This window comes from Marinomonas mediterranea MMB-1 (assembly GCF_000192865.1).
In the GTDB taxonomy this organism is placed as follows: domain Bacteria; phylum Pseudomonadota; class Gammaproteobacteria; order Pseudomonadales; family Marinomonadaceae; genus Marinomonas; species Marinomonas mediterranea.
The window spans coordinates 1,797,821-1,817,175 of record NC_015276.1; the positions used below are offsets into that span (position 1 = coordinate 1,797,821).

Annotated in this window: 17 protein-coding genes; 9 read left to right on the top strand and 8 right to left on the bottom strand. The window is 45.6% G+C overall.

The genetic code is table 11. The features are described from left to right. Window positions 1–17 precede the first annotated feature (17 nt). A complete protein-coding gene (locus tag MARME_RS08165; protein WP_013660779.1) occupies window positions 18–803 on the bottom strand; it encodes an SDR family oxidoreductase in 786 nt (261 codons plus the stop codon). Between the two features lie 261 nt (window positions 804–1,064). Between MARME_RS08165 and MARME_RS08170 the strand changes: the two genes are divergently transcribed. The 7 genes from MARME_RS08170 to MARME_RS08200 all read left to right on the top strand — a co-directional run bounded on the left by MARME_RS08170 (window position 1,065) and on the right by MARME_RS08200 (window position 9,078). After that, the gene (locus tag MARME_RS08170) at window positions 1,065–2,039 is read left to right on the top strand and encodes an ABC transporter permease (protein ID WP_013660780.1); all 975 of its coding nucleotides are present in this window, start codon (window positions 1,065–1,067) and stop codon (window positions 2,037–2,039) included. A 174-nt stretch (window positions 2,040–2,213) separates the two neighbouring features. Continuing rightward, the gene (locus tag MARME_RS08175; RefSeq protein WP_013660781.1) at window positions 2,214–3,143 is read left to right on the top strand and encodes a substrate-binding domain-containing protein; all 930 of its coding nucleotides are present in this window, start codon (window positions 2,214–2,216) and stop codon (window positions 3,141–3,143) included. Between the two features lie 201 nt (window positions 3,144–3,344). Then, window positions 3,345–4,841: a sugar ABC transporter ATP-binding protein gene (locus tag MARME_RS08180; RefSeq protein ID WP_013660782.1), complete on the top strand. Its 1,497-nt coding sequence runs from the start codon at window positions 3,345–3,347 to the stop codon at window positions 4,839–4,841. A 33-nt stretch (window positions 4,842–4,874) separates the two neighbouring features. After that, window positions 4,875–5,663 carry an SDR family oxidoreductase gene (locus MARME_RS08185; RefSeq protein ID WP_013660783.1) on the top strand — a complete coding sequence of 263 codons (789 nt, stop codon included), beginning with the start codon at window positions 4,875–4,877 and terminating at the stop codon, window positions 5,661–5,663. 110 nt (window positions 5,664–5,773) lie between these two features. Continuing rightward, window positions 5,774–6,604 carry a transketolase gene (locus MARME_RS08190; RefSeq protein WP_013660784.1) on the top strand — a complete coding sequence of 277 codons (831 nt, stop codon included), beginning with the start codon at window positions 5,774–5,776 and terminating at the stop codon, window positions 6,602–6,604. After that, window positions 6,597–7,535, top strand: a complete 939-nt coding sequence (locus tag MARME_RS08195; protein WP_013660785.1) for a transketolase family protein — start codon at window positions 6,597–6,599, stop codon at window positions 7,533–7,535. Before MARME_RS08190 ends, MARME_RS08195 begins: the two co-directional genes overlap by 8 nt. A 61-nt stretch (window positions 7,536–7,596) precedes the next feature. Next, entirely contained in the window at window positions 7,597–9,078 is a 1,482-nt protein-coding gene (locus MARME_RS08200; protein WP_013660786.1) for an FGGY family carbohydrate kinase, read from the top strand. A gap of 39 nt (window positions 9,079–9,117) precedes the next feature. On the opposite strand, the gene MARME_RS08205 is transcribed toward MARME_RS08200, so the two are convergent. From MARME_RS08205 to MARME_RS08235, 7 genes are all read right to left on the bottom strand, one after another. After that, a complete protein-coding gene (locus MARME_RS08205; RefSeq protein ID WP_013660787.1) occupies window positions 9,118–10,065 on the bottom strand; it encodes a sugar-binding transcriptional regulator in 948 nt (315 codons plus the stop codon). 298 nt (window positions 10,066–10,363) lie between these two features. After that, window positions 10,364–10,816: a phosphatase domain-containing protein gene (locus tag MARME_RS08210; RefSeq protein WP_013660788.1), complete on the bottom strand. Its 453-nt coding sequence runs from the start codon at window positions 10,814–10,816 to the stop codon at window positions 10,364–10,366. Beyond that, a complete protein-coding gene (locus MARME_RS08215; RefSeq protein ID WP_013660789.1) occupies window positions 10,813–11,364 on the bottom strand; it encodes a histidine phosphatase family protein in 552 nt (183 codons plus the stop codon). Before MARME_RS08215 ends, MARME_RS08210 begins: the two co-directional genes overlap by 4 nt. 1 nt (window position 11,365) lies before the next feature. Next, window positions 11,366–12,463 (bottom strand): MBL fold metallo-hydrolase, encoded by a 1,098-nt coding sequence (locus MARME_RS08220; protein ID WP_013660790.1) that lies wholly within the window; start codon window positions 12,461–12,463, stop codon window positions 11,366–11,368. Further along, window positions 12,453–13,511 (bottom strand): ABC transporter ATP-binding protein, encoded by a 1,059-nt coding sequence (locus MARME_RS08225; protein ID WP_013660791.1) that lies wholly within the window; start codon window positions 13,509–13,511, stop codon window positions 12,453–12,455. Before MARME_RS08225 ends, MARME_RS08220 begins: the two co-directional genes overlap by 11 nt. Beyond that, window positions 13,499–15,196 carry an ABC transporter permease gene (locus MARME_RS08230; protein ID WP_013660792.1) on the bottom strand — a complete coding sequence of 566 codons (1,698 nt, stop codon included), beginning with the start codon at window positions 15,194–15,196 and terminating at the stop codon, window positions 13,499–13,501. Before MARME_RS08230 ends, MARME_RS08225 begins: the two co-directional genes overlap by 13 nt. Before the next feature lie 34 nt (window positions 15,197–15,230). Continuing rightward, complete coding sequence (locus MARME_RS08235; RefSeq protein ID WP_013660793.1) at window positions 15,231–16,208, bottom strand: ABC transporter substrate-binding protein; 978 nt, start codon at window positions 16,206–16,208, stop codon at window positions 15,231–15,233. Window positions 16,209–16,341: 133 nt separating this feature from the next. Between MARME_RS08235 and MARME_RS08240 the strand changes: the two genes are divergently transcribed. Both MARME_RS08240 and MARME_RS08245 read left to right on the top strand, forming a co-directional pair. Then, the gene (locus MARME_RS08240; protein WP_013660794.1) at window positions 16,342–17,091 is read left to right on the top strand and encodes a DeoR/GlpR family DNA-binding transcription regulator; all 750 of its coding nucleotides are present in this window, start codon (window positions 16,342–16,344) and stop codon (window positions 17,089–17,091) included. A 226-nt stretch (window positions 17,092–17,317) separates the two neighbouring features. Beyond that, window positions 17,318–19,339: a methyl-accepting chemotaxis protein gene (locus MARME_RS08245; protein ID WP_013660795.1), complete on the top strand. Its 2,022-nt coding sequence runs from the start codon at window positions 17,318–17,320 to the stop codon at window positions 19,337–19,339. Window positions 19,340–19,355 lie beyond the last annotated feature (16 nt).

Consider the following 19,355-nt stretch of genomic DNA (forward strand, 5'->3'; position numbering starts at 1 on the left):
ATTGTAAATTAAACGGGTTAAGACATGATCAACCCACCATCGACATTGATGGCTTGCCCTGTAATGTATGCGGCATCGGGTCCTGCTAGAAACGCAACGAGTCCAGCGACTTCTTTTACGCTTCCAGCGCGTTTCATGGGGATATTTTCCACCCAGGAAGCCATTAATTCCCCTGGCTGAAAGTCGCCCATCAGTTCTCCCCACACTTTGTCATTGTAATCCCACATGTCTGTGTGAATGATGCCGGGGCAAATGGAGTTGACGGTGATGTGGTCGGCTGCGACTTCTTTCGCTAAGCTCTGAGTTAACCCCATAGCACCAAATTTACTGGCCGCGTAGTGAGGGGTGTAAATAAAACCTTCTCTTGCTTGCCCTGAGGCCGTGTTTATCAAACGGCCACCTTGGCCTGCTAGCTTCATGTAATAAATGGCTTCTTTGCAGCAGAAGAACATGCCTTTTGTGTTCACGTCTAGCGTAATGTCCCAATCTTTTTCGGTGACTTCTTCAAGTTTGGATATGCGGATCACCCCTGCGTTTTGAACCGAGACATCGATTGACCCCATTCTTTCGTAAGCACTTTTGTAGAAGCTTTTTATGGACGCTACATTACCAACATCACATTGCATAAATTGAACGATCTGCGTTGGATACTGTTCCTTCAGTTGTATTACTGTTTCATCGTAATTTTGGTCGATCGTGCCGACAACGACGTTGTGTCCATCCTGTAAAAAACGCTCTGTAATGCCTAATCCTATGCCTTTGTTACCTCCGCATACGACTACATTTTTGACGTCAGTGTGCATGGTTCGCTCCATTTTTTGTTTTATTTTATGAGTAAGGGTTCTAAAAACGATCTGTATTTTTCACGTTTAATCTTTCGAGTTTTTAGACTTTTATTGGCAAATTGAAGTTTCCTGTTTTTTTATCATCCCATAAGTTGACAAATAATAGAGTACAAACCAGAATGTTTAAAGAATAAAAATACCTGATTGAATAAATATTCAGTCGCAACATTATAGAGCGTTAAAATAAAAAATATTAAACGCCTTTTAGGAGTGATATCCATGATGCGAAGCCGACAAGGTGCTCCATTATCTCTTGGTGGTACGTCTTTCTCATTCATCAGTGGTTCAACAGGCCCGTTGATTGGCTTGTTACTACTGTGTGCTTTCCTTTCTTTCTCAACAGAATCTTTTTTCTCACTAAGAAACTTCGTCAACATTCTCGATCAGATTACGGTTCTTGGCATCCTTGCGGTGGGAATGACGTTTGTCATTTTGATTGGCGGAATCGATTTGTCGGTGGGCTCGGTGCTTGCGCTGGCTGGAATGGTGATGGGGTATCTCGCTAAAGAAGCGGGGTGGCCGATGGGATCTGCCATCTTGTTTGGATTAATCGTCGCCGGTATGGCGGGATTGGTCTCTGGTTTACTCATCGCATTCTTTCGGGTGCCTGCGTTTATAGCGACGCTTGCAATGATGTCCGCCGCGCGTGGATTAGCCAATATGGTGACAGACGGTCATCAAATCATCAGTTTTCCTATTTGGTTTAACTTAATGGCGGTGATTCGTTATGGCGGTGTCATCACCATAACGGTTGGCATCATGTTAGCGATTTTCTTAATCTGCTGGGCGTATCTTAAATTTACGTCAGGCGGCCGCAGCTTGTACGCGATTGGTGGAAACGCTGAGGTTGCTCGTTTAGCGGGAATCAAAGTTAAGCTGCATACCGTTGGCGTCTATGTATTTGCCGCTGTGTTGTCAGGTGTGGCGGGAGTGTTACTCGGCGCACGATTAGATTCGGTTCAGCCTCAAGCGGGTGTGTCTTATGAATTAGATGCCATTGCCGCAGTGGTGATCGGTGGTACGAGCCTATCAGGTGGTACGGGAAGCTTAGTCGGAACCATTATCGGCGTGTTGATCATTGGTGTCTTGAGAAACGGTTTGAATTTACTTGGCGTCTCTCCCTTCATGCAGCAAGTTGTGATTGGTTTTGTGATCGCTTTGGCGGTCGCAATTGAAGCGCTAAAAAAACGTTAAAAAACGAATTTTATCATTGGCTTTTTAAGTAGCCATGCAGGGCGGATGTGATCTAAGCAAACCTTCGCCAATAGAAGACCAACCGACGAGTTTGAGTGTCGGATATCCTTAGAACCCGCAATTTTGTCGTACGCGGATTTTAATAAAAATAAAAACGTAGGAGGGTTGTACCCGATGAAGATCCAAAAATTGTTATTAGCTGGTGCTGTTGCTACTTCATTTGTTGCTGGTGGAGCGAGTGCCGCTGAAGTCACGAAAATTGGCTTAGCTGTACCTAACCTTTCAGCAAACTATTTTATCCAAATTAAGGAGTCGGTAGAGGAGTACGCAAGTAAAAAGGGAATTAAGGTTATCACGGTAAATGCAAACGATGACAGCTCGACTCAGGTCAGTCAGGTCCAAGATTTGATGACACAGAACATCGATGCGTTCTTATACATCCCTGCGGGTGCGGCTGCAGCGACTGTACCTCCTCGTTTAGCGCGTAGAGCGGGTATTCCGGTTGTCAATGTTGACCGAAATGCAGAAACGGAACCGGGTGATACTTTTATTGCTGGGGAAGGCGTGAAGTCTGCTTATAAAGTATGTAGTCACATCATCGACCTTGCGGGTGGTAAGGGCGAGATGATTATGATCCACGGGCAAAAAGGGGTGACACCTGAGGTTAACCGTACTAAAGGTTGTAATCAGGCCATCGCTGAAAATCCCGGCGTTAAATTAGTTGCGGATCAATGGAGTGAGCGTTGGTCACAGGATGAAGGTTTCTCAATCGCTCAAAACTTATTGCAAGCCTATCCTAATGTAAATTTGGTGTTTGGTCAGGCAGATGGTTTGGCGATGGGGGCTGCAAAGGCTGTTGCTGCATCGGGTGCAGATCATAGAATCTTTGTCGGTGGCTATGATGGCGATACGGGTGCATTAAAAGCCATTAAACAAGGCGTGTTTGATGTAACTGCAACTCAAAGTACACGTGCTATGGGACGTTTAGCGGTGGATTCTGCAATCAAACTTGCTGCTGGCGGAATGGTTCCAAAAGAGCAAATTATCGACGCTGTGCTGACGACTTCTGCAAACGTAGATGCGTTTATTAGCGATCACCCATAACTTCTAAGTTATTGGGCTCTACTGGCAGCTATTTGATATGGCTGCCAGTCAGTCTCTCTAGTTGATGAAGGTTTTAAAACCTAGCGTAATTTCAAATCACAAGACAGTCGAACGAATGGCTCGGTGAGAGACTGCATAACTTAAACGACGAAAGTTCTTTTGCAATGGATAAGTTTGCAAAGGATAAGAGAGAAGCCTGTTATGACAGTGAACAACAAACCCATACTCACGTTGCGAAATATCCGGAAGAGCTTTGGTCCAACTGAAGTGTTACATGGGGTGGATCTTGAGGTTTATCCGGGCGAAGTCGTTGCTTTTTTAGGTGAAAATGGTGCAGGCAAGTCGACAACATCCAATATTATTGCAGGCGGATTTCATCAAACGTCTGGTGAGATGACTTGGTTGGGTGAACCGTATGCGCCAAACAGCCCGCGTGAAGCGATCAACCAAGGCCTCGTATTGATTCATCAGGAACTACGATTATTAGAGCATTTGTCAGTTGCAGAAAATGTGTTTATCGGTAGGTGGCCGGGAGCGGGCGGCATCATTAGTCGAAAAAAGATGGAAGAAGAAGCTCAGCTTCAAATCGATAAACTTGGGTTAACGGTCTCTCCCTCCTCTTTAGTAAGAGGTTTGTCGACGGCCAATCAACAGCTAATAGAGATTGCCAAAGCGCTGGCATTGAATGCCAAATTGCTGATTCTCGATGAGCCAACTGCTGCGCTTGGCGGCGCTGAAACAGAGCTGTTGTTTCAGCAGATTGAGCGTTTGAAGGCCGAAGGTGTTGGAATTATCTATATCTCTCACCGATTGGAAGAAATACGAAAAGTAGCTGACCGGATTGTCGTCATGCGCGATGGCGATTGCGTTAAGCAGTTTGATTCTGCGGATATTCCCGTTAAAACCTTGGTAGAGAGCATGGTGGGGCGTGACCTTGATCGCATGTTCCCTGCGATTCCAACGCCATCCGAAGAGATTAGTTTGGAAGTAAAACAACTCTCTTCACCGAGTGGTCGTTTTAGCGATATTAATTTCGCGGTGAAAAAAGGCGAAATATTTGGTATTGCAGGTTTGATTGGCGCGGGTCGTACTGAAGTGGTACGAGCTATTACAGGGGCGGATCCTATTGCCTCCGGGAAAGTGATTCTTGATGGTGTTGAAATTACGCCGAAAACACCAACGCGTTCTATAGAAAGTGGCGTTGTGTTGGTACCAGAAGATCGAAAACTACAGGGCTTAGTGCTTGATCACTCCATTGAAGACAACATTGCGTACGCTAATTTGTCGACTATTTCTCAGTTGGGAGTTCTGAACCCGAGGCGTATTAAAAAATATGCGAAGGACGGAATCGCACGTTTTGGCGTAAAAGGAACAGGTACTCAAAATGCGGGCGAAATGTCAGGCGGCAACCAGCAAAAAGTGATACTCGCAAAGTGGTTGGCAAAAGACCCAAAAGTTGTGGTTTTAGATGAACCAACAAGAGGGATAGACGTGGGTGCTCGATCTGCGATATACGAGATTATTGTTGAGTTAGCCCAGAAAGGCATTGCTGTGATTGTGGTTAGCTCTGATCTTGAAGAAGTGTTGGGTATATCGAACCGCATAATTGTCATGGCAGAAGGCAAAATGACGGGAATACTTAACCGAGAAGACGCAAACGACGTGTCGGTCATGGAACTGGCAACGGCGTTTGGATAACTTCTTCTAACGGACGATTTGATGAGGAAAGGTATGCAAGATTTTAGTGTAAATGCGGCGAAATTGTTCGACCTTACGGGACGTGTTGCGTTTGTAACGGGTGCCGGAAGCGGTATTGGTCAGTGTATTGCTCATGCTTTGGCCAGTGCTGGCGCAAAAGTAACCTGCTTTGATATGCGAGAAGACGGTGGCTTGAGTGAGACACTTAAAAGCATCCAAAGTATCGGTGGAGAAGCAATAGCCTGCACTGGTGATGTATGTGATGTGGCGTCTTTGGAAGCGGCGATTTCACAAACAGAGATAGCATTCGGTCGGCTTGATATCGCTGTTAATGCAGCAGGGATCGCAAATGCAAATCCTGCGCTGGCAATGGAGCCTGTACAGTGGCAAAAAGTCATTGATATTAATCTAACGGGCGTTTGGAATTCGTGTAAAGCGGAAGCGGCATTGATGGAAAAAAGCGGCGGAGGTTCCATTGTCAATATTGGTTCTATGTCAGGTGTGATTGTTAACCGAGGCTTAGAGCAAGCTCACTACAATACGTCTAAAGCGGGGGTCATTCATATGACAAAAAGCTTGGCGATGGAGTGGGTGGATAAAAAGATTCGTGTGAATTCGATTAGCCCTGGGTACACGGCAACGCCGATGAATACGAGGCCGGAAATGGTTCATCAGACAAGAGAATTTGAAAGTCAAACCCCAATGGGGCGAATGGCGAGAGTGGATGAAATGGCTGGCCCAGCGATCTTTCTTGCTTCTGATGCGGCGTCCTATTGTACAGGTGTGGACCTTTTGGTTGATGGTGGCTTTGTCTGCTGGTAACGCAAATTTTAAAAAAACACAGCGCTTAGACGCGTGTGTTTTTTTAAAATCTATGAATAAATATTCTTGATGGAAAATAAATTCCTGATGGTTTGCTGATAGGAGGATTTATGAATCCTTTTCAATTGAGTATCGACGAGTTAGAGAAGAAAGCTCGATCGATAAGGCGAAAAATTATACGGTTGAATGCTGGTAGCCCAGCAGGTGGGCATACTGGTGCAGACTTGTCTCAAGTTGAAATTGTCACTGCTTTGTACTTTCGTATATTGAATTGCGCACCGGATCGGACAGCGGACGATGATCGTGACATTTACATTCAATCCAAAGGTCATGCGGCAGGTGGTTACTATTGCTGTCTCGCGGAAGCCGGCTATTTTTCCCCCGATTGGTTACCTACCTATCAGCACAATGATTCACACTTGCCCGGGCATCCTGTTAGGCAAAAGACGCCCGGTGTTGAGCTGAATACCGGAGCATTAGGCCATGGCTTACCCGTAGCAGTTGGCATGGCATTAGCGGCAAAACGTGACGGTAGCGCTAAAAAAGTGTTTGTTTTAACAGGTGATGGCGAGTTAGCAGAAGGCAGTAATTGGGAAGCGGCGCTAGTAGCTGCGCATTATCAGCTTGATAACCTCATTGTGATCAATGATAAAAATAGCCTGCAACTCGCGGGTGCGACGCAAGACATTATGAAGACAGATCCGTTAGAAGATAAGTGGAAAGCTTTTGGTCTTAACGTCACCCATTGTGAGGGGAACGACTTAAGCTCCGTGGTAAACACGTTGGAAAGTTTAAAAGCCGAGGGCAGCCCCAACGTCGTGATTGCCAATACGGTGAAAGGGGCGGGTGTGTCGTTTATTGCAGGTCGTCCTGAGTGGCATCATCGCGTACCAAAAGGCGATGAAGTTGAACGTGCATTAAAGGAGCTTGAAGATGTCTAATAGCGAACATTTTGCCAATATAATGGTTCAGTGTTTTATCGATGCGGTAAAAGCGGGCGTGGATCTTGTTCCTGTGGTTGCTGACTCGACATCAACGTCTAAAATTAAACCTTTTGTCGCCGAGTTCCCCGATCGCCTTGTGAATGTGGGCATTGCTGAACAAGTGATGGTAGGCACCGCAGCAGGGCTTGCATTATCTGGCAAGGTTGCGGCGACTTGTAATGCAGCGCCATTTTTGGTGTCGCGCAGTAACGAGCAAGTGAAAGTTGACGTGTGCTACAACAATACCAATGTAAAACTGTTTGGGCTTAATTCTGGTGCGAGCTACGGCCCGCTGGCCAGTACTCACCATGCCATTGATGACATCAGCACTATGCGTGGGTTTGGTAATATACAAATTTTTGCGCCCAGTTGCCCGATTGAATGTAAGCAAATTATAGAGCATGCCATTCGTGAAATGGGCCCAGTTTATATTCGAATGGATGGTAAAGCATTGCCTGAGTTACACGATACGGATTATCGTTTTGTTCCGGGTGAACCTTCATTGCTAAGAAAGGGAAGTAAAGTGGCTATTTGTGCCCTCGGATCGGTCGTCCATGAGGCGGTAGCAGCGGCGGATTCTCTTATTGAAGCGGGTCTCGATGTCGCGGTGATCAACGTTTCGTCTATTCGCCCGCTTAATCGTGAGTTGTTAGGGAACATGTTGTCAGGTATGCCGCATGTCGTCACGGTTGAAGAACACAATATTAACGGTGGGCTAGGTAGCATAGTAGCAGAAGTGGTTGCTGAACAAGGTTTGAAGTCTCAGTTAACTCGGTTAGGTGTCGCCGATGGCAATTACGCTGCCGCTGGCGATCGATCCTATACGCGTAAAAACTTATCCATCGACAGTGCGGGAATTGCATTGGTTTGTCAGAACTTGATGGGGTAAGCCGTGATTTATTGTCACGTTCGTTAATATCAGTAATAAAGTGAATACAGCGAGAGAGTTGATGCGAAAGGTCATTTTGGCAATAGATGAAGGTACAACGAATGTTAAGTCCTTACTTATGGATAAGCAGGGTGATGTGATTGGTAAGGGTTCTTCCCCTTTATCTATTAATTACCCTTCTGCGGGGCTTGTTGAGCAAGATCCGCTTGAAATGATCGAAAGAGTGAAAGCATCAATTGAACTTGCGTTGAAATCCACCGCTGAGAAAGTGGATATAGAAGCCGTTGCTATTAGCAATCAGCGTGAGTCTGTTCTCTTGTGGGATCGCCAAACAGGGAAGCCGCTATCTAATGTGATCAGTTGGCAATGTCGTCGTTCTGAATCTTTATGTGAGTCATTACGCGAAGATGAGATTTTTAGTCAGTATGTTCAATCCGCAACGGGATTGACGTTGGATCCTATGTTTCCCGCGACCAAGGTATCCATGGTTTTAAGTCAAATTTCGATGGGCGAAGAACGAGCAGAAAAAGGTGAGATATGCATCGGTACGATTAACAGTTGGCTGATTTGGAATATGACCGATCAAACATTTGTTACGGATGTTTCTAATGCGTCTCGTACTCAGCTTTTCAATATTCGAAACCTCGTCTGGGACGCAGAAATTCTGAAGAAACTGCATATTCCTGTAAAAGCATTGCCCGCAGTTGTTGGGTCTTCATGTGTGGTTGGAGTAACTCGTGAATTCGGTATGTTAAAGGGCGACATTCCTATCGCGTCGCAAGTGGGAGATTCTCATGCTGCTCTTTTCGGCCACGGCGGTTTTAATAAAGGCGTTGTAAAAGCAACCTATGGCACCGGTAGCTCTGTGATGGCTGCGATGCCGAAGCTTCCTGCGATTCGTAGTGAAATTAGTACAACGATTGCATGGCAAGACAGTGACCTATTTTATGGGCTTGAAGGCAACATTACGCATACTGGGTCGGGCATTGATTGGGTTCGACGCATGTTGGGTGTGGAAGACATTGAAGCTATGTGTGAGCTTGCTGCAGAAGCAGATAAAGATCACTCTGTGTTTTTTGTCCCAGCGTTATCTGGACTCGGTGCGCCGTATTGGGATTTAGATGCAACGGGAATTTTTAGCGGTCTAAAAAGTGGAACCGAGCGAGCGGACATTGCTCGCGCTGCATTTGAAGCCGTGATTTTTCAGGTGGCCGATGTATTCAATGTGATACAAGAAGAATTACCTGCGCCGATAGAGTATCTCAGTGTAGACGGAGGTCCCACACTTAATGACTGGTTGATGCAAGCTCAAGCGGATTTACTGGGAGTGACAATAAGACGAGGCGATGTTGCTGAAGTGTCGGCGATGGGAGCGGGCTTTTTGGCCGGCTTAGAAATAGGTTGGTGGGGTGATAAAGAAGCATTAGCCAGTCTTAAACGTCATGAAGTATTGTTTGACCCAAAACAAGCGAAGCATGAATACTGGCAAACGCGTTATCTTAGTTGGAAGGCTGCCGTGCTGAAATGCAGGATGCCTTCGTAACGAGAGAGCTAAATTGTGAGTCATAGATGATGAGTCGAATTATTGGGCGATGGCTTCAGCTGTGACTCTATCCGTAATTAATACGTCTATGTAGCCACCGCGCAGCGCGCCTTTAATCGCTTCAACTTTGTCTAAGCCGCCAGCAAGTGCAACAACATGCTTACAAGCATGGAGTTGTTCGAGTGTCATGCCAATAACAGGGTTGTTTTCATTTTCTAGAACGGGCTCACCTTGTTGATTGTAATAGTGTAAGCACATATCTCCCACAGCATTGCGTGTTGCTAACTCTTTCAGTGTTGTTTCATCGAAGTAATTTCCAGAGTTGCGCAGCAGGTTTGATGGCTCCAACATGCCTATTCCGACAATCGCTAAATTAACCTTATTGAACATACTGACGACTTCGGATACACCCATTGTTGCAAGAAGCTTGTCCTTTTCCTCAACGGACTGTTCGATACTTTGCGCGGGCAACATGTAGGCAGGACAAGAAAGTATGTCCGCCATGTTTTGTGTGAGAATCGTCGCTTGAATACTGCCATTGTGACCCACGCCACCTAAGAGTTGAATAACGCCGTCTGTTTTCGTTTTTGACGGTGTTAGGTAGCTGATCATAGAGCGGATCGTGTCGCTCCATGATGAAATACCGATTAAGTCGCCGTCTCTCAGTGTGGTATCAAGGTAATGTGCGCCAGATGAGCCAATTGCGCGTTTTACTTGTGTGTCGGATGGATTGTCTTCCACATCGACGACAATGACGTTTGAGACACCAAAGGTTTTTTGGATATGGGACTCAAGCGCAATAAATACATTGGGCGGCTGCACGACGTTAATTTTGACAATACCTTCTTTTAAGCATCGTGTGATAGAGCGTGACACTTGAGATTGCGACAAGCGAAGCGTTTTTGCGATTTGAGCTTGTTTTAAACCTTCTTGATAATACAGCGTTGCTATTTTAAGCAACAATCGCGTTTCATCGTGTTTCGACATGTATTCTTGTCTCTCGTTATTCTACTTTACGCTCTTTGTTTTTTTATAGAGACCGGCCAAACCCTGCACATTCATTCAAATGTTAAGGAAAAAGCCAACCGAAGCGATCAAAGTGAGCGTTGTTAGTTATTGATTCTGTATTGAATAATAATTCATACGGAGACATTGTGGTAGTTTGATGCCCTCTATTTATAAACTAGAGAGCGTTTAGGGTAGGAAAGCTTGCTTTCCAGTGCGGTTTGTCGATACAAAAGCCTCTGAGAAAAGTGAGCACCGGAAAGCAGGCTAAGAAGCGAGGCTAAAAATCCCCCGGTGCGCATTGTAAGCAAGTGAGTCCTAATGCTCGCCATTGTGCGACGACCGCATCACGGTCATCAAGAACTAGCCAGGGTTCGAAACCATCGGCGTGTATTTTGTTTAGCAGTGCTTTCTTAACGTCTTCATCAGGCTTGTTGTCCGCGTCCATAGGCCTTAAATAGACGCCGTCAAAAGGAACGCCGTGTTTATTCATCCAGTCGATTGACTCTTTTTTATGGGATTCTGGACGCCCTGAACAAATTAGAATGTGCTCACCTTGCTGTTTGAGTATCAGTACGAGCTTTAAGATGTTTTCGATGACAGGGGCATTTTTCATATGTTCAAAAAAGGGACCCCATTGTTTCTCGCGTCCGAGTACCCATTCCTTCACATATTCTGGGTCAAATTCTGCGAGCGTGCCGTCCATGTCGACAATTACAGCACTTTTTTTCATAGTTCGTGTCCTTCTAATGGGGAGACGTCCCACTCTTGCGTACCGAGTATCGGTGCAATAAGAATAGGGCTAATGTTGCCGATTCGAGGCCCTTGCGGTGAGCCATATAAACAATGGTTGATGGCGCGATAAACGCCTGAATGAGCAATGATGAGAGGGCAGTTGTAATCGCTTATTATGAGGTTGATCCCTTTGATCACTCTTTCGTAAAAGTCATCCCATGTTTCACCTTGTGAGGGAGTTTGGAAGTAGTCTAGAGAATCAGGAATGGGGGTTTGTTCCAAAACTCCCCAATCACGCTCACACAACTCTGAAAAGTGCTTAAGGCTTTGCCCTGGCGCCGCAAGTTCCGCTGTTTGAATGGTACGTTTTAACGTGCTGGTACAGACTTGGCTCCACGGACGATCTAATAAACTTGAGGCGTCTTTCGCTTGCTGTCTGCCTACGTCTGATAAATTGCTGTCTGTTGATCCACCGATCTTTCCGATGGCGTTCATTTCGCTTTCGGCGTGCCGAGCGAAGACGAAGGATTTTCGTATTAAATGCATATTAGTACTCAATAATGGGTGTATCGATAATGGTGTCTCCAAGTCGGCGTTGCCACTCGGAGAGGTCGTTGATTTTGGTAAAGAGCGGTAAACAATAGGAGCATTGAAGCTCTTCTATAAGTGTGGCTTGGTCTGATATCGTGGGATGTACATTCCACCGAATAAAGTGCGCTTCGTCGTTCGCGACTGCGGTTTTTGCATGAGCGGGTAGGTGTCCCGTGTAAATAACATGACAGTGTCCAGAGTCAATAAGTCGTCCTGCGTCGCCAGAAAAACCTTCAGGGTCTCCGCACAAAATAATGTGGGCATTGTCGTTAAATGGCGGTGGCGTCATTGTGACTAAGGCCTGTTCTGCATACGTTGTAAACAGACCTTTCGGTGAGGTAAGAACCGCGTTGGGCTGGATGCAATCCTCGCCTAATACCCAGTTATCGTAGCGTTGTCTGTTATCAATATCTTGTCCATTACCGATACTGTGAGAGTGAAACCACATTGCTAATTCCAATGCCCGGCCGCTTTGAGGAACCGGAAAGAGGTTTGGTTGGGTTTGCGACAAGCTGTGTCGAATGGCTTGTTTTGATCGGCTCTGGGGGATATCGTATAACCCGTAAGATGCGTCTATTAGTGCGATGTCTGCCGTTGGAGGTGGATCAAATGGGAACAGTTCCGATTCTTTGCAGAAATCTCCGCTGTAAAACAGTCCATTGTCTATGCCTAAGTGAATCCACACTCCACCAAAAGAGTGACCTGCATTCCCTGTTGTGACCGCGATACCGACAATCTCGATGGTTCCTTTATTCGGCAGAGTTTGAACGGTGAGCTGTTTTGGCAAATAGGGCTGTACTTGTGGTGTTGCGTATACTGGTATCTGTTTGTCGAGATCAGGTAATCCGCCAATATGGTCTTGGTGATCGTGGCTAATGAGCACTGCATCCAAGTTATCGGGTATGTTCCATCCTTTATCTGGTAAACCTTCGAGGCTACCGCCTGCGTCTAGGAGTAGCCTGACAGTCTGACCCGATTTGTTGGTGGTTTGAACATAGATAGCGGCAGGCGCTTTTTCTCCAAAGCCGCTTATAACCTCTATTCTAGCTGGCATGACTGCGCTCCAGAGACCACGCTTGCGATACTTCGAAGGCGCGCTGTTCTCCTATGTTTATGGGCGTATCTGAATAGGCATGCAGTCGTCTATTTCCAGATAATGCCAAATAGACGTCATAACGCTCCCCTCGAAAAACACATTCTGATACCGTTCCGAAGAGAGATGTTTCGGTAATTTTCTCTTTTAGGGTGACATGTTGAGGACGGATTAGCAGACGTCCTTCTTGATCGTCGTCTTTATGTTCAGATTGACATAAACACTGCATAACCGTTTTGCTATCCAGTACTTGATGTTGAGGCACCTGGGTGCAGCGCAATGTTGTGCCTTGACCGATAAAGTTTGCTACCCATTCGTTCTCTGGCTGGTGGTATAGTGTGTCTGGCGTACTCCACTGTACCAGTTGCCCGTCTTTTAAGACGGCAATTTTGTCCGCCAGCGCCATTGCTTCCGATTGATCGTGGGTAACATAGATCATGGTGGCTCCTGTGCGACGGTGAAACTCTCGAAACGTTATTTCCATCGAGTCTCTAAGGTGTCTGTCGAGATTCGCGAGCGGCTCATCAAACAGTATGATGTCTGGTTCGGTAATGAGACTGCGGGCGAGCGCAACTCGTTGACGTTGTCCCCCGCTCAGTTGATTCGGAAAGCGCTGTTTAAATTCTGAGAGTTGAACAATATCAAGGGCCTTTTGAATACGTTCGCTGCGTTCTTTTCCAGAGATCTTTTGGATTTTTAAAGGGTAGCCAACATTTTGTTCCACTGTCATGTGTGGCCAAAGTGCATAAGATTGAAATACCATGCCAAACTGGCGGTGTTCAGTTGGGGTATGAACCTGTTCACTGGATAAACAGCTTATGCCGTGCGTTATGTTTCCTGATGAAACAGGTTCAAAGCCCGCTATCATTCGCAGAATAGTCGATTTTCCACACCCACTTGGGCCTAGTAGGGCGACGAATTCACCTTGTTCGATATCCAGTGACAATGATGTCACAACGGTTTTTTTGTCGAAGCGTTTGCTTACCTCGTTTAAGCTCAGTCGTGCCATGGAATGATCCCTTTTGGAAGACGCGGAGCGAGAAGGCTTAGACACGCCATAATCATCACTACCAGCAATACAACTAATACAGAAATGGCGGACGCCAATACGGAATCGCCACTTTCATCAAGATTAAATATCAATACACCTAACGTTTCGTTCCCTGCACTCCAAAGCAGTGCTGAGACGGTGAGCTCGTTGACCGATATTAGGAAAACTAAGAGTGCACCCGCGAAAAAAGCGGGAGCGGTGAGCGGGAGTACGATGTCGATTAAACGACGAAAAACCCCTGCACCCGATATTTGAGCCGCTTCCTCTAGCGCTTTATCGAGTTGCGACATTGCGCTGTAGACAGGCTTTAGGCAGACGCTTAAAAAGCAAGATAGGTATGCTAAGAACAGAATAAATAAGGTGCCATAGATGCTTATGTTTAAAACAGGGATTGGACGTGCAAAAAGCAAGATAAAAGCAATCGAAAGTACAATCCCCGGCATGGCATAAGGTACTTCTATTAGGCTGGTTAGGAGCACTCTAGTTCTGAGTGGAGCACGTGTCAGCAAATACCCCAATGGAAGGCAAAGGAACATCAGCACAATAGACGCACTGAATGCTAATGTAAGGCTGTTGGAGAAAGCACGAAGCGTTGCACCTTGTCGGCTTAGCATCTCGACATATGCGTTTATGGTAAAAGTGTCGGCGGTTAGTGGGACACCCAAAGCTGGAACGAATGAGCTTATTATGAGCGCGATGCATGGGATCACAAGGATGAGTACCAAGATCGTAAACAACAGCGCTTCGGTGATGGCGCGCCAGATTCCGAGTTTAAAAGAAATCGATGATGCACTGTGACCGATCAGCGCAAATTGACTGCGTTGTTGAATCCACTGTTGTAAGAGCATACCCACTAATACAAGTACTGATATCAACATAGAGAGAGAAGCCACGTTACTTAGGGTATCAGGACCGAACCCCGCCATTTGTTGGTAAATAAGCGTTGGAAGAACGACGTAATTTATGGGTATGCCAAGCATCGCAGGAATACCGAAATTGCCAATCGAGGAGACAAATGCCAATGCTCCACCTGCAACCAGCGCACTTCGCGTTAGAGGAACGATGATGTCGATCCATAATCTAACTTGTGAAGCAGACGATATTCTTGCTGCCTCAATTAGATCTATAGGAAGGCACAAAAGCTGAGTACGAAGCGCCAGAAAAACCAACGGAGCGCTTTGAATTCCCAAGAGTATTGCGATCCCCTCTGCCGAGTAAACGGGGTTTGGGCTCCCAAGTGGCGGCGCAATACCTAACGTATTTAAAATGGGGCTAGCGGGCCCGAATAACTGAATCCAACTTAGCGCCGTTACTTGAGGGGGGATCATCATAGGGAGCATAAATAAGAACACCCATATGCTACGGCCTCTAATATTTGTCAGAGTGACCAAAAAAGCGAAGCTTGCGCCGAGCACTAAAGCGATCAAGGTACCGATGCCAGAGGTATAAAATGTGTTGCTTAGTGCTGTCCACGTTTTTGGGTGCGTCATCATCGCAACGAGTGGAGAGTTTAATCCTGTATCAACCTTATTTAGTGCTTCCATGACGAGTTTTAACGTTGGCAGGATACTAAGCAAAGCAATCAGCATAAACATTAAAAGTGATAGCCAGCGAAGCTGGCTATCGGTACGACTAACTATCATAAAACGGCCTTATTAATGAAACACACGCAGGTGATTAACCCTCAAAGATTTCGCTAAAGCGCGCTTTGTTCGCCTCGTTGTTTTTTAATGTCTTGGCAGCGTCAAATGGCATAAGTTTGATCTTGTCTCGGCTCGGAAAACCTGCTGGAACGGGCATGTCACTGCGTGCAGGCAGGTAGCCTTGGTCGAGCACCAACTGCTGTCCTTTTTGGGAAAGCAGAAAATCAACGAATTTTTTTGCTGCGTCTTTATGCTTCGATTCTTTCATGATGGCAACGGGCTCTGTTACCATACTCACACCACTTTTTGGGAACACGAATTCGATCGGTGACCCTTTGCGAGCTTCACGGATAGCTAAGAAGTCCACGATAACGCCGTATGATTTAGAACCAGAAGACACCGCTTTCAGTACGCCTCCGTTTCCGCCTTGTGCCATCGCTTTATTGGCGTGAAGTTCACTGTAGAATGTCCAGCCTAAGTTGGGGTTGTCAGTTAGTGTCGCTAAGTGAATAAGAGCGGCGCCAGAATACAATGGGCTTGGCATCGCAATCTGGTTCATATATTCCGGTTTCGCAAAGTCAGACCAGTCTGTTGGGCGTTCTGCTGCACGCGTGTTACGAACAATTCCACTGGTGATCAGTTTGGTACCGTAGTAATAGCCTTTTTTGTGATAAAGAGATGCGTCGTATTGGTTACGGTAGTCGCTTAAATAAGGGTACAGGTAATCACCATCAACCATAGATTCCATTGTTACGCTGTCTGCGATAAGCAAAACATCCGGTTTAGTGACACCGCTGTTTAGCTCTGCTCGAAGTTTCGCCATCAATTTTGTTGTTCCATCTCGTACCCATTCAACGTCGATATTTGGGTTTTGCTTTTCAAATGCATCAACGGTCATTTGAGCGTCTTTATTTGGTTGGCTGGTATACAGCACTAATGTTTCTGCGGCGCTTGCTGACATTGGAATGGTAAGAGTGAGTAGTCCTGTCGTGATCAAAGATTTCATAGTCATGATTAATTACCCTAGGTGGCTTTTTAGAAGACGTTGAAACAGTAACGCCATATTTTGACACTAAGATGACCAATTACTTTCGTTTGAAGCTAAACGACTTTCGTTTCTTTAATAATGTATTTGGAAGGGGTATATGAACCATCGTCAGCGCGATATCGTTAAGTGGATTAATCAAAACGGGCGTCATTCGATCAATGCATTGGCGGCTGTGTTTGAGGTGTCGGTACAGACAATACGCAGTGATATTAGGCTACTGTCTGAGCGAGGGCTAGTGCTTAGGAATCATGGAGAGGTGGTCCCTTTTCCCAACAGAGAAAATATCAGTTTTGATCAGCGGCGTATTCACAATATGCAGGGCAAGCTCCGTATCGCAGAGTTAGCCTTGTCAAAAATTAACGATTATCAATCGATATTTTTAGGCTCTGGGTCGACGGTTGCAGAAGTGGCAAAGGCATTAGAAATCAAGAAGGAGCTGCATGTTATGACATCGAACCTGCATGCGGCGAGAGTTCTAAGTGACCACACAACAGGAGAGTTGACGATTGCAGGAGGGAAAATTAGAAAGCGAGATCAGGATGTGATCGGGGCTGATGCTGTGAACTTTTTTCAAAAATATCGTGCCGATGTAGGTATATTTTCTGTTTCAGCCATTGATAAGCAGGGAATGTTATTTGACTTCACCGATGATGATATCAGCGCATTAGAGGTGCTGGTTAACAATTGCCACTATCGCATTTTAGTGATTGATAGTACGAAATTTGAAAAAGAGTCAAGGTGCGTATGGGGAAGGCTCAGTGACATAAATTGTTTAATTACTGATCGAGCTCCAGCTCAGTACTTGTTGAGTAAAATTCGTGCTTTTGGCGTGGAGGTTTTGTTTTAATGTTATCTAAAATCTCCTTGAATGCCCCGATATATTCTTATTTTTGAATCTTTTCTTATTATTAACATATTGATATATATAGTAATATGTATTTCAACTATACATTGGTCTTACTTGGCGTCCTGCCTTTTGGGTGTTAACCTTCGCGCTTTAAGCTCAATTAGAACTTCCTAAAGTTCGTTTCCCTGTTCCCAGTATCAAACTTGCTTATGCAAATGGAGTAATCATGGCGGTTAGTAAATGGTCTTTGGCTCAACAGTTGCGGTTAGGCGCGTTTCTGTTAGTCAGCACTGTAATGGCGGTTTTTATTGTCGTTGTCGGTTTTCAATCTGTTGGCGTTCTAACGTCTTTACAAAACGATGAGCAAGAACGAAAAGTTGATATGTTATCGTCGCAGTTAGCGACGATCTACGGTTCGTTTATTCGAAGTACAGATATGCTCTCATCGGTATTTGGCAGTTATTATGATCAAGGTTTTCAGCTTGATGAACAGCGCAGTGTGACGATTGCGGGAAATAAGGCTCCGAGTTTGACCTATGAGGGCAAATCCGTTGCGCAGGACTTTTCTAAAGTCGATCAATTTACCAAGGTGACGGGAGGTACGGCAACGGTATTTGCTCGCAGTGGTGACGATTTTATTCGTGTTGCGACATCCCTAAGAAATGAGCAAGGCAAACGCACGATAGGCACGTATTTAGGTAGGTCTCATCCAGCGTATCAACGTTTGATCAACGGACAAAGCTTTGTGGGTGAAGCGAAGTTATTCGGAAAAGCGTATTTGACCAAATACGTTCCAGTAACAAACTCTTCTAACAAGGTTATTGCGATATTGTACGTCGGTTTCCCTATCTCGAAAATGTTGGCTGAGCTTCGAGACAACCTTGAAGAGGTCAAGTTTGGCGATAGTGGTTATGCGGCACTTGTTTACAACGATACATCGCTCAAAGGTTATTTGATTGCGCATAAGACCCACCATGATGTGTCTTTAACGAAAATATACGACGATAACCAAGAGCTGCAAATGTTATTGTCCGATGAAAAAGGCTCTTTTGAAACCTCAAGAGCGAAGTACGGCGATATTCTGGTCAGCTTTGAAAAAGTCCCTAACTCACCTTGGACCATTTATGGTGTGAGTATGCGAAGTGAGCGTCTTGATCAAATTACACCTTTGTTGGTCGCTTTGTTTCTCTTTTCTGCTGTTGCGGTATTAGTCCTTGTTGTTGCTTTGGGTTACTTTGTCAGCCGATCACTTAAGCCCCTACAAGGGATAACGCAAATTTTAGAGCGTGTTGGAAAAGGCGAGTTGACCGATAAGCTTGAGGTTAAAGTGGACGAAAACACACGTAATGAAGTTGATCGATTAACGTTATCGACATCGAGAATGCTAGACAGCTTCGTGTCCCTTATCACCAGTGTTCAAAGATCTGGATATGAGATTTCGTCTGCTTCGACACAGGTGGTGAACTCTAGCAATGATATGCGCAATGTTGCGGAAAGAAGTAACGTCGAGACGGCGGAAGTATCGAATGCGATTACCGAAGTGTCTCATTCCATTCAGCACGTCGCGACAAACGCGTCCGTTGCATCGGATGAGGCATTCTTAACCACCGAACTTGCAGACAAAGGCTCTGACGTTGTCGGCAGTGTCTCAAGCGCAATTATTAAGTTAAAAGAAGAGTTTGCGCTGGCTACGCAAGCGATTAATCAAGTAGAAAACGACAGTACCGACATTGGTAACGTGGTAGAAGTGATTAATGAGGTGGCTGAGCAGACAAACTTACTTGCATTGAACGCTGCTATTGAAGCCGCTCGTGCTGGAGAGCAGGGTAGAGGTTTTGCTGTGGTTGCGGATGAAGTTCGAGGGCTGGCTAAACGTGTTCAAGAGTCAACGCAAGAAATTCGAGATGTAGTGGAAAAGCTGCAAGCGAATGCGAATAACGCATCATCACGTATGTTGCAAGGCGGCCATCAAGTAGAAGAAACGGTTGCACAAGTTGAGCACGCAGGACAAACATTGGAAGAAATTCGCTCAGCAGCAGAGCAAGTGCGTGCGCGTATGCAAGAGGTTGCCAGTGCTACCGAAGAGCAGAGTGCTGTTGCCGAGCAAATTCGTATTACCAGTGACTTACTCAAAGAGTCTTCGAAAAATACGGCCTCAGAAGCAGGTCAAAATGAAGATGCGAGTAATGAAATGCTTAGATTTGCGGGTGACCTTCAGCAGCAGGTCAGTCAATTTAAACTTCAGTAGGTTAATACAGACTTCA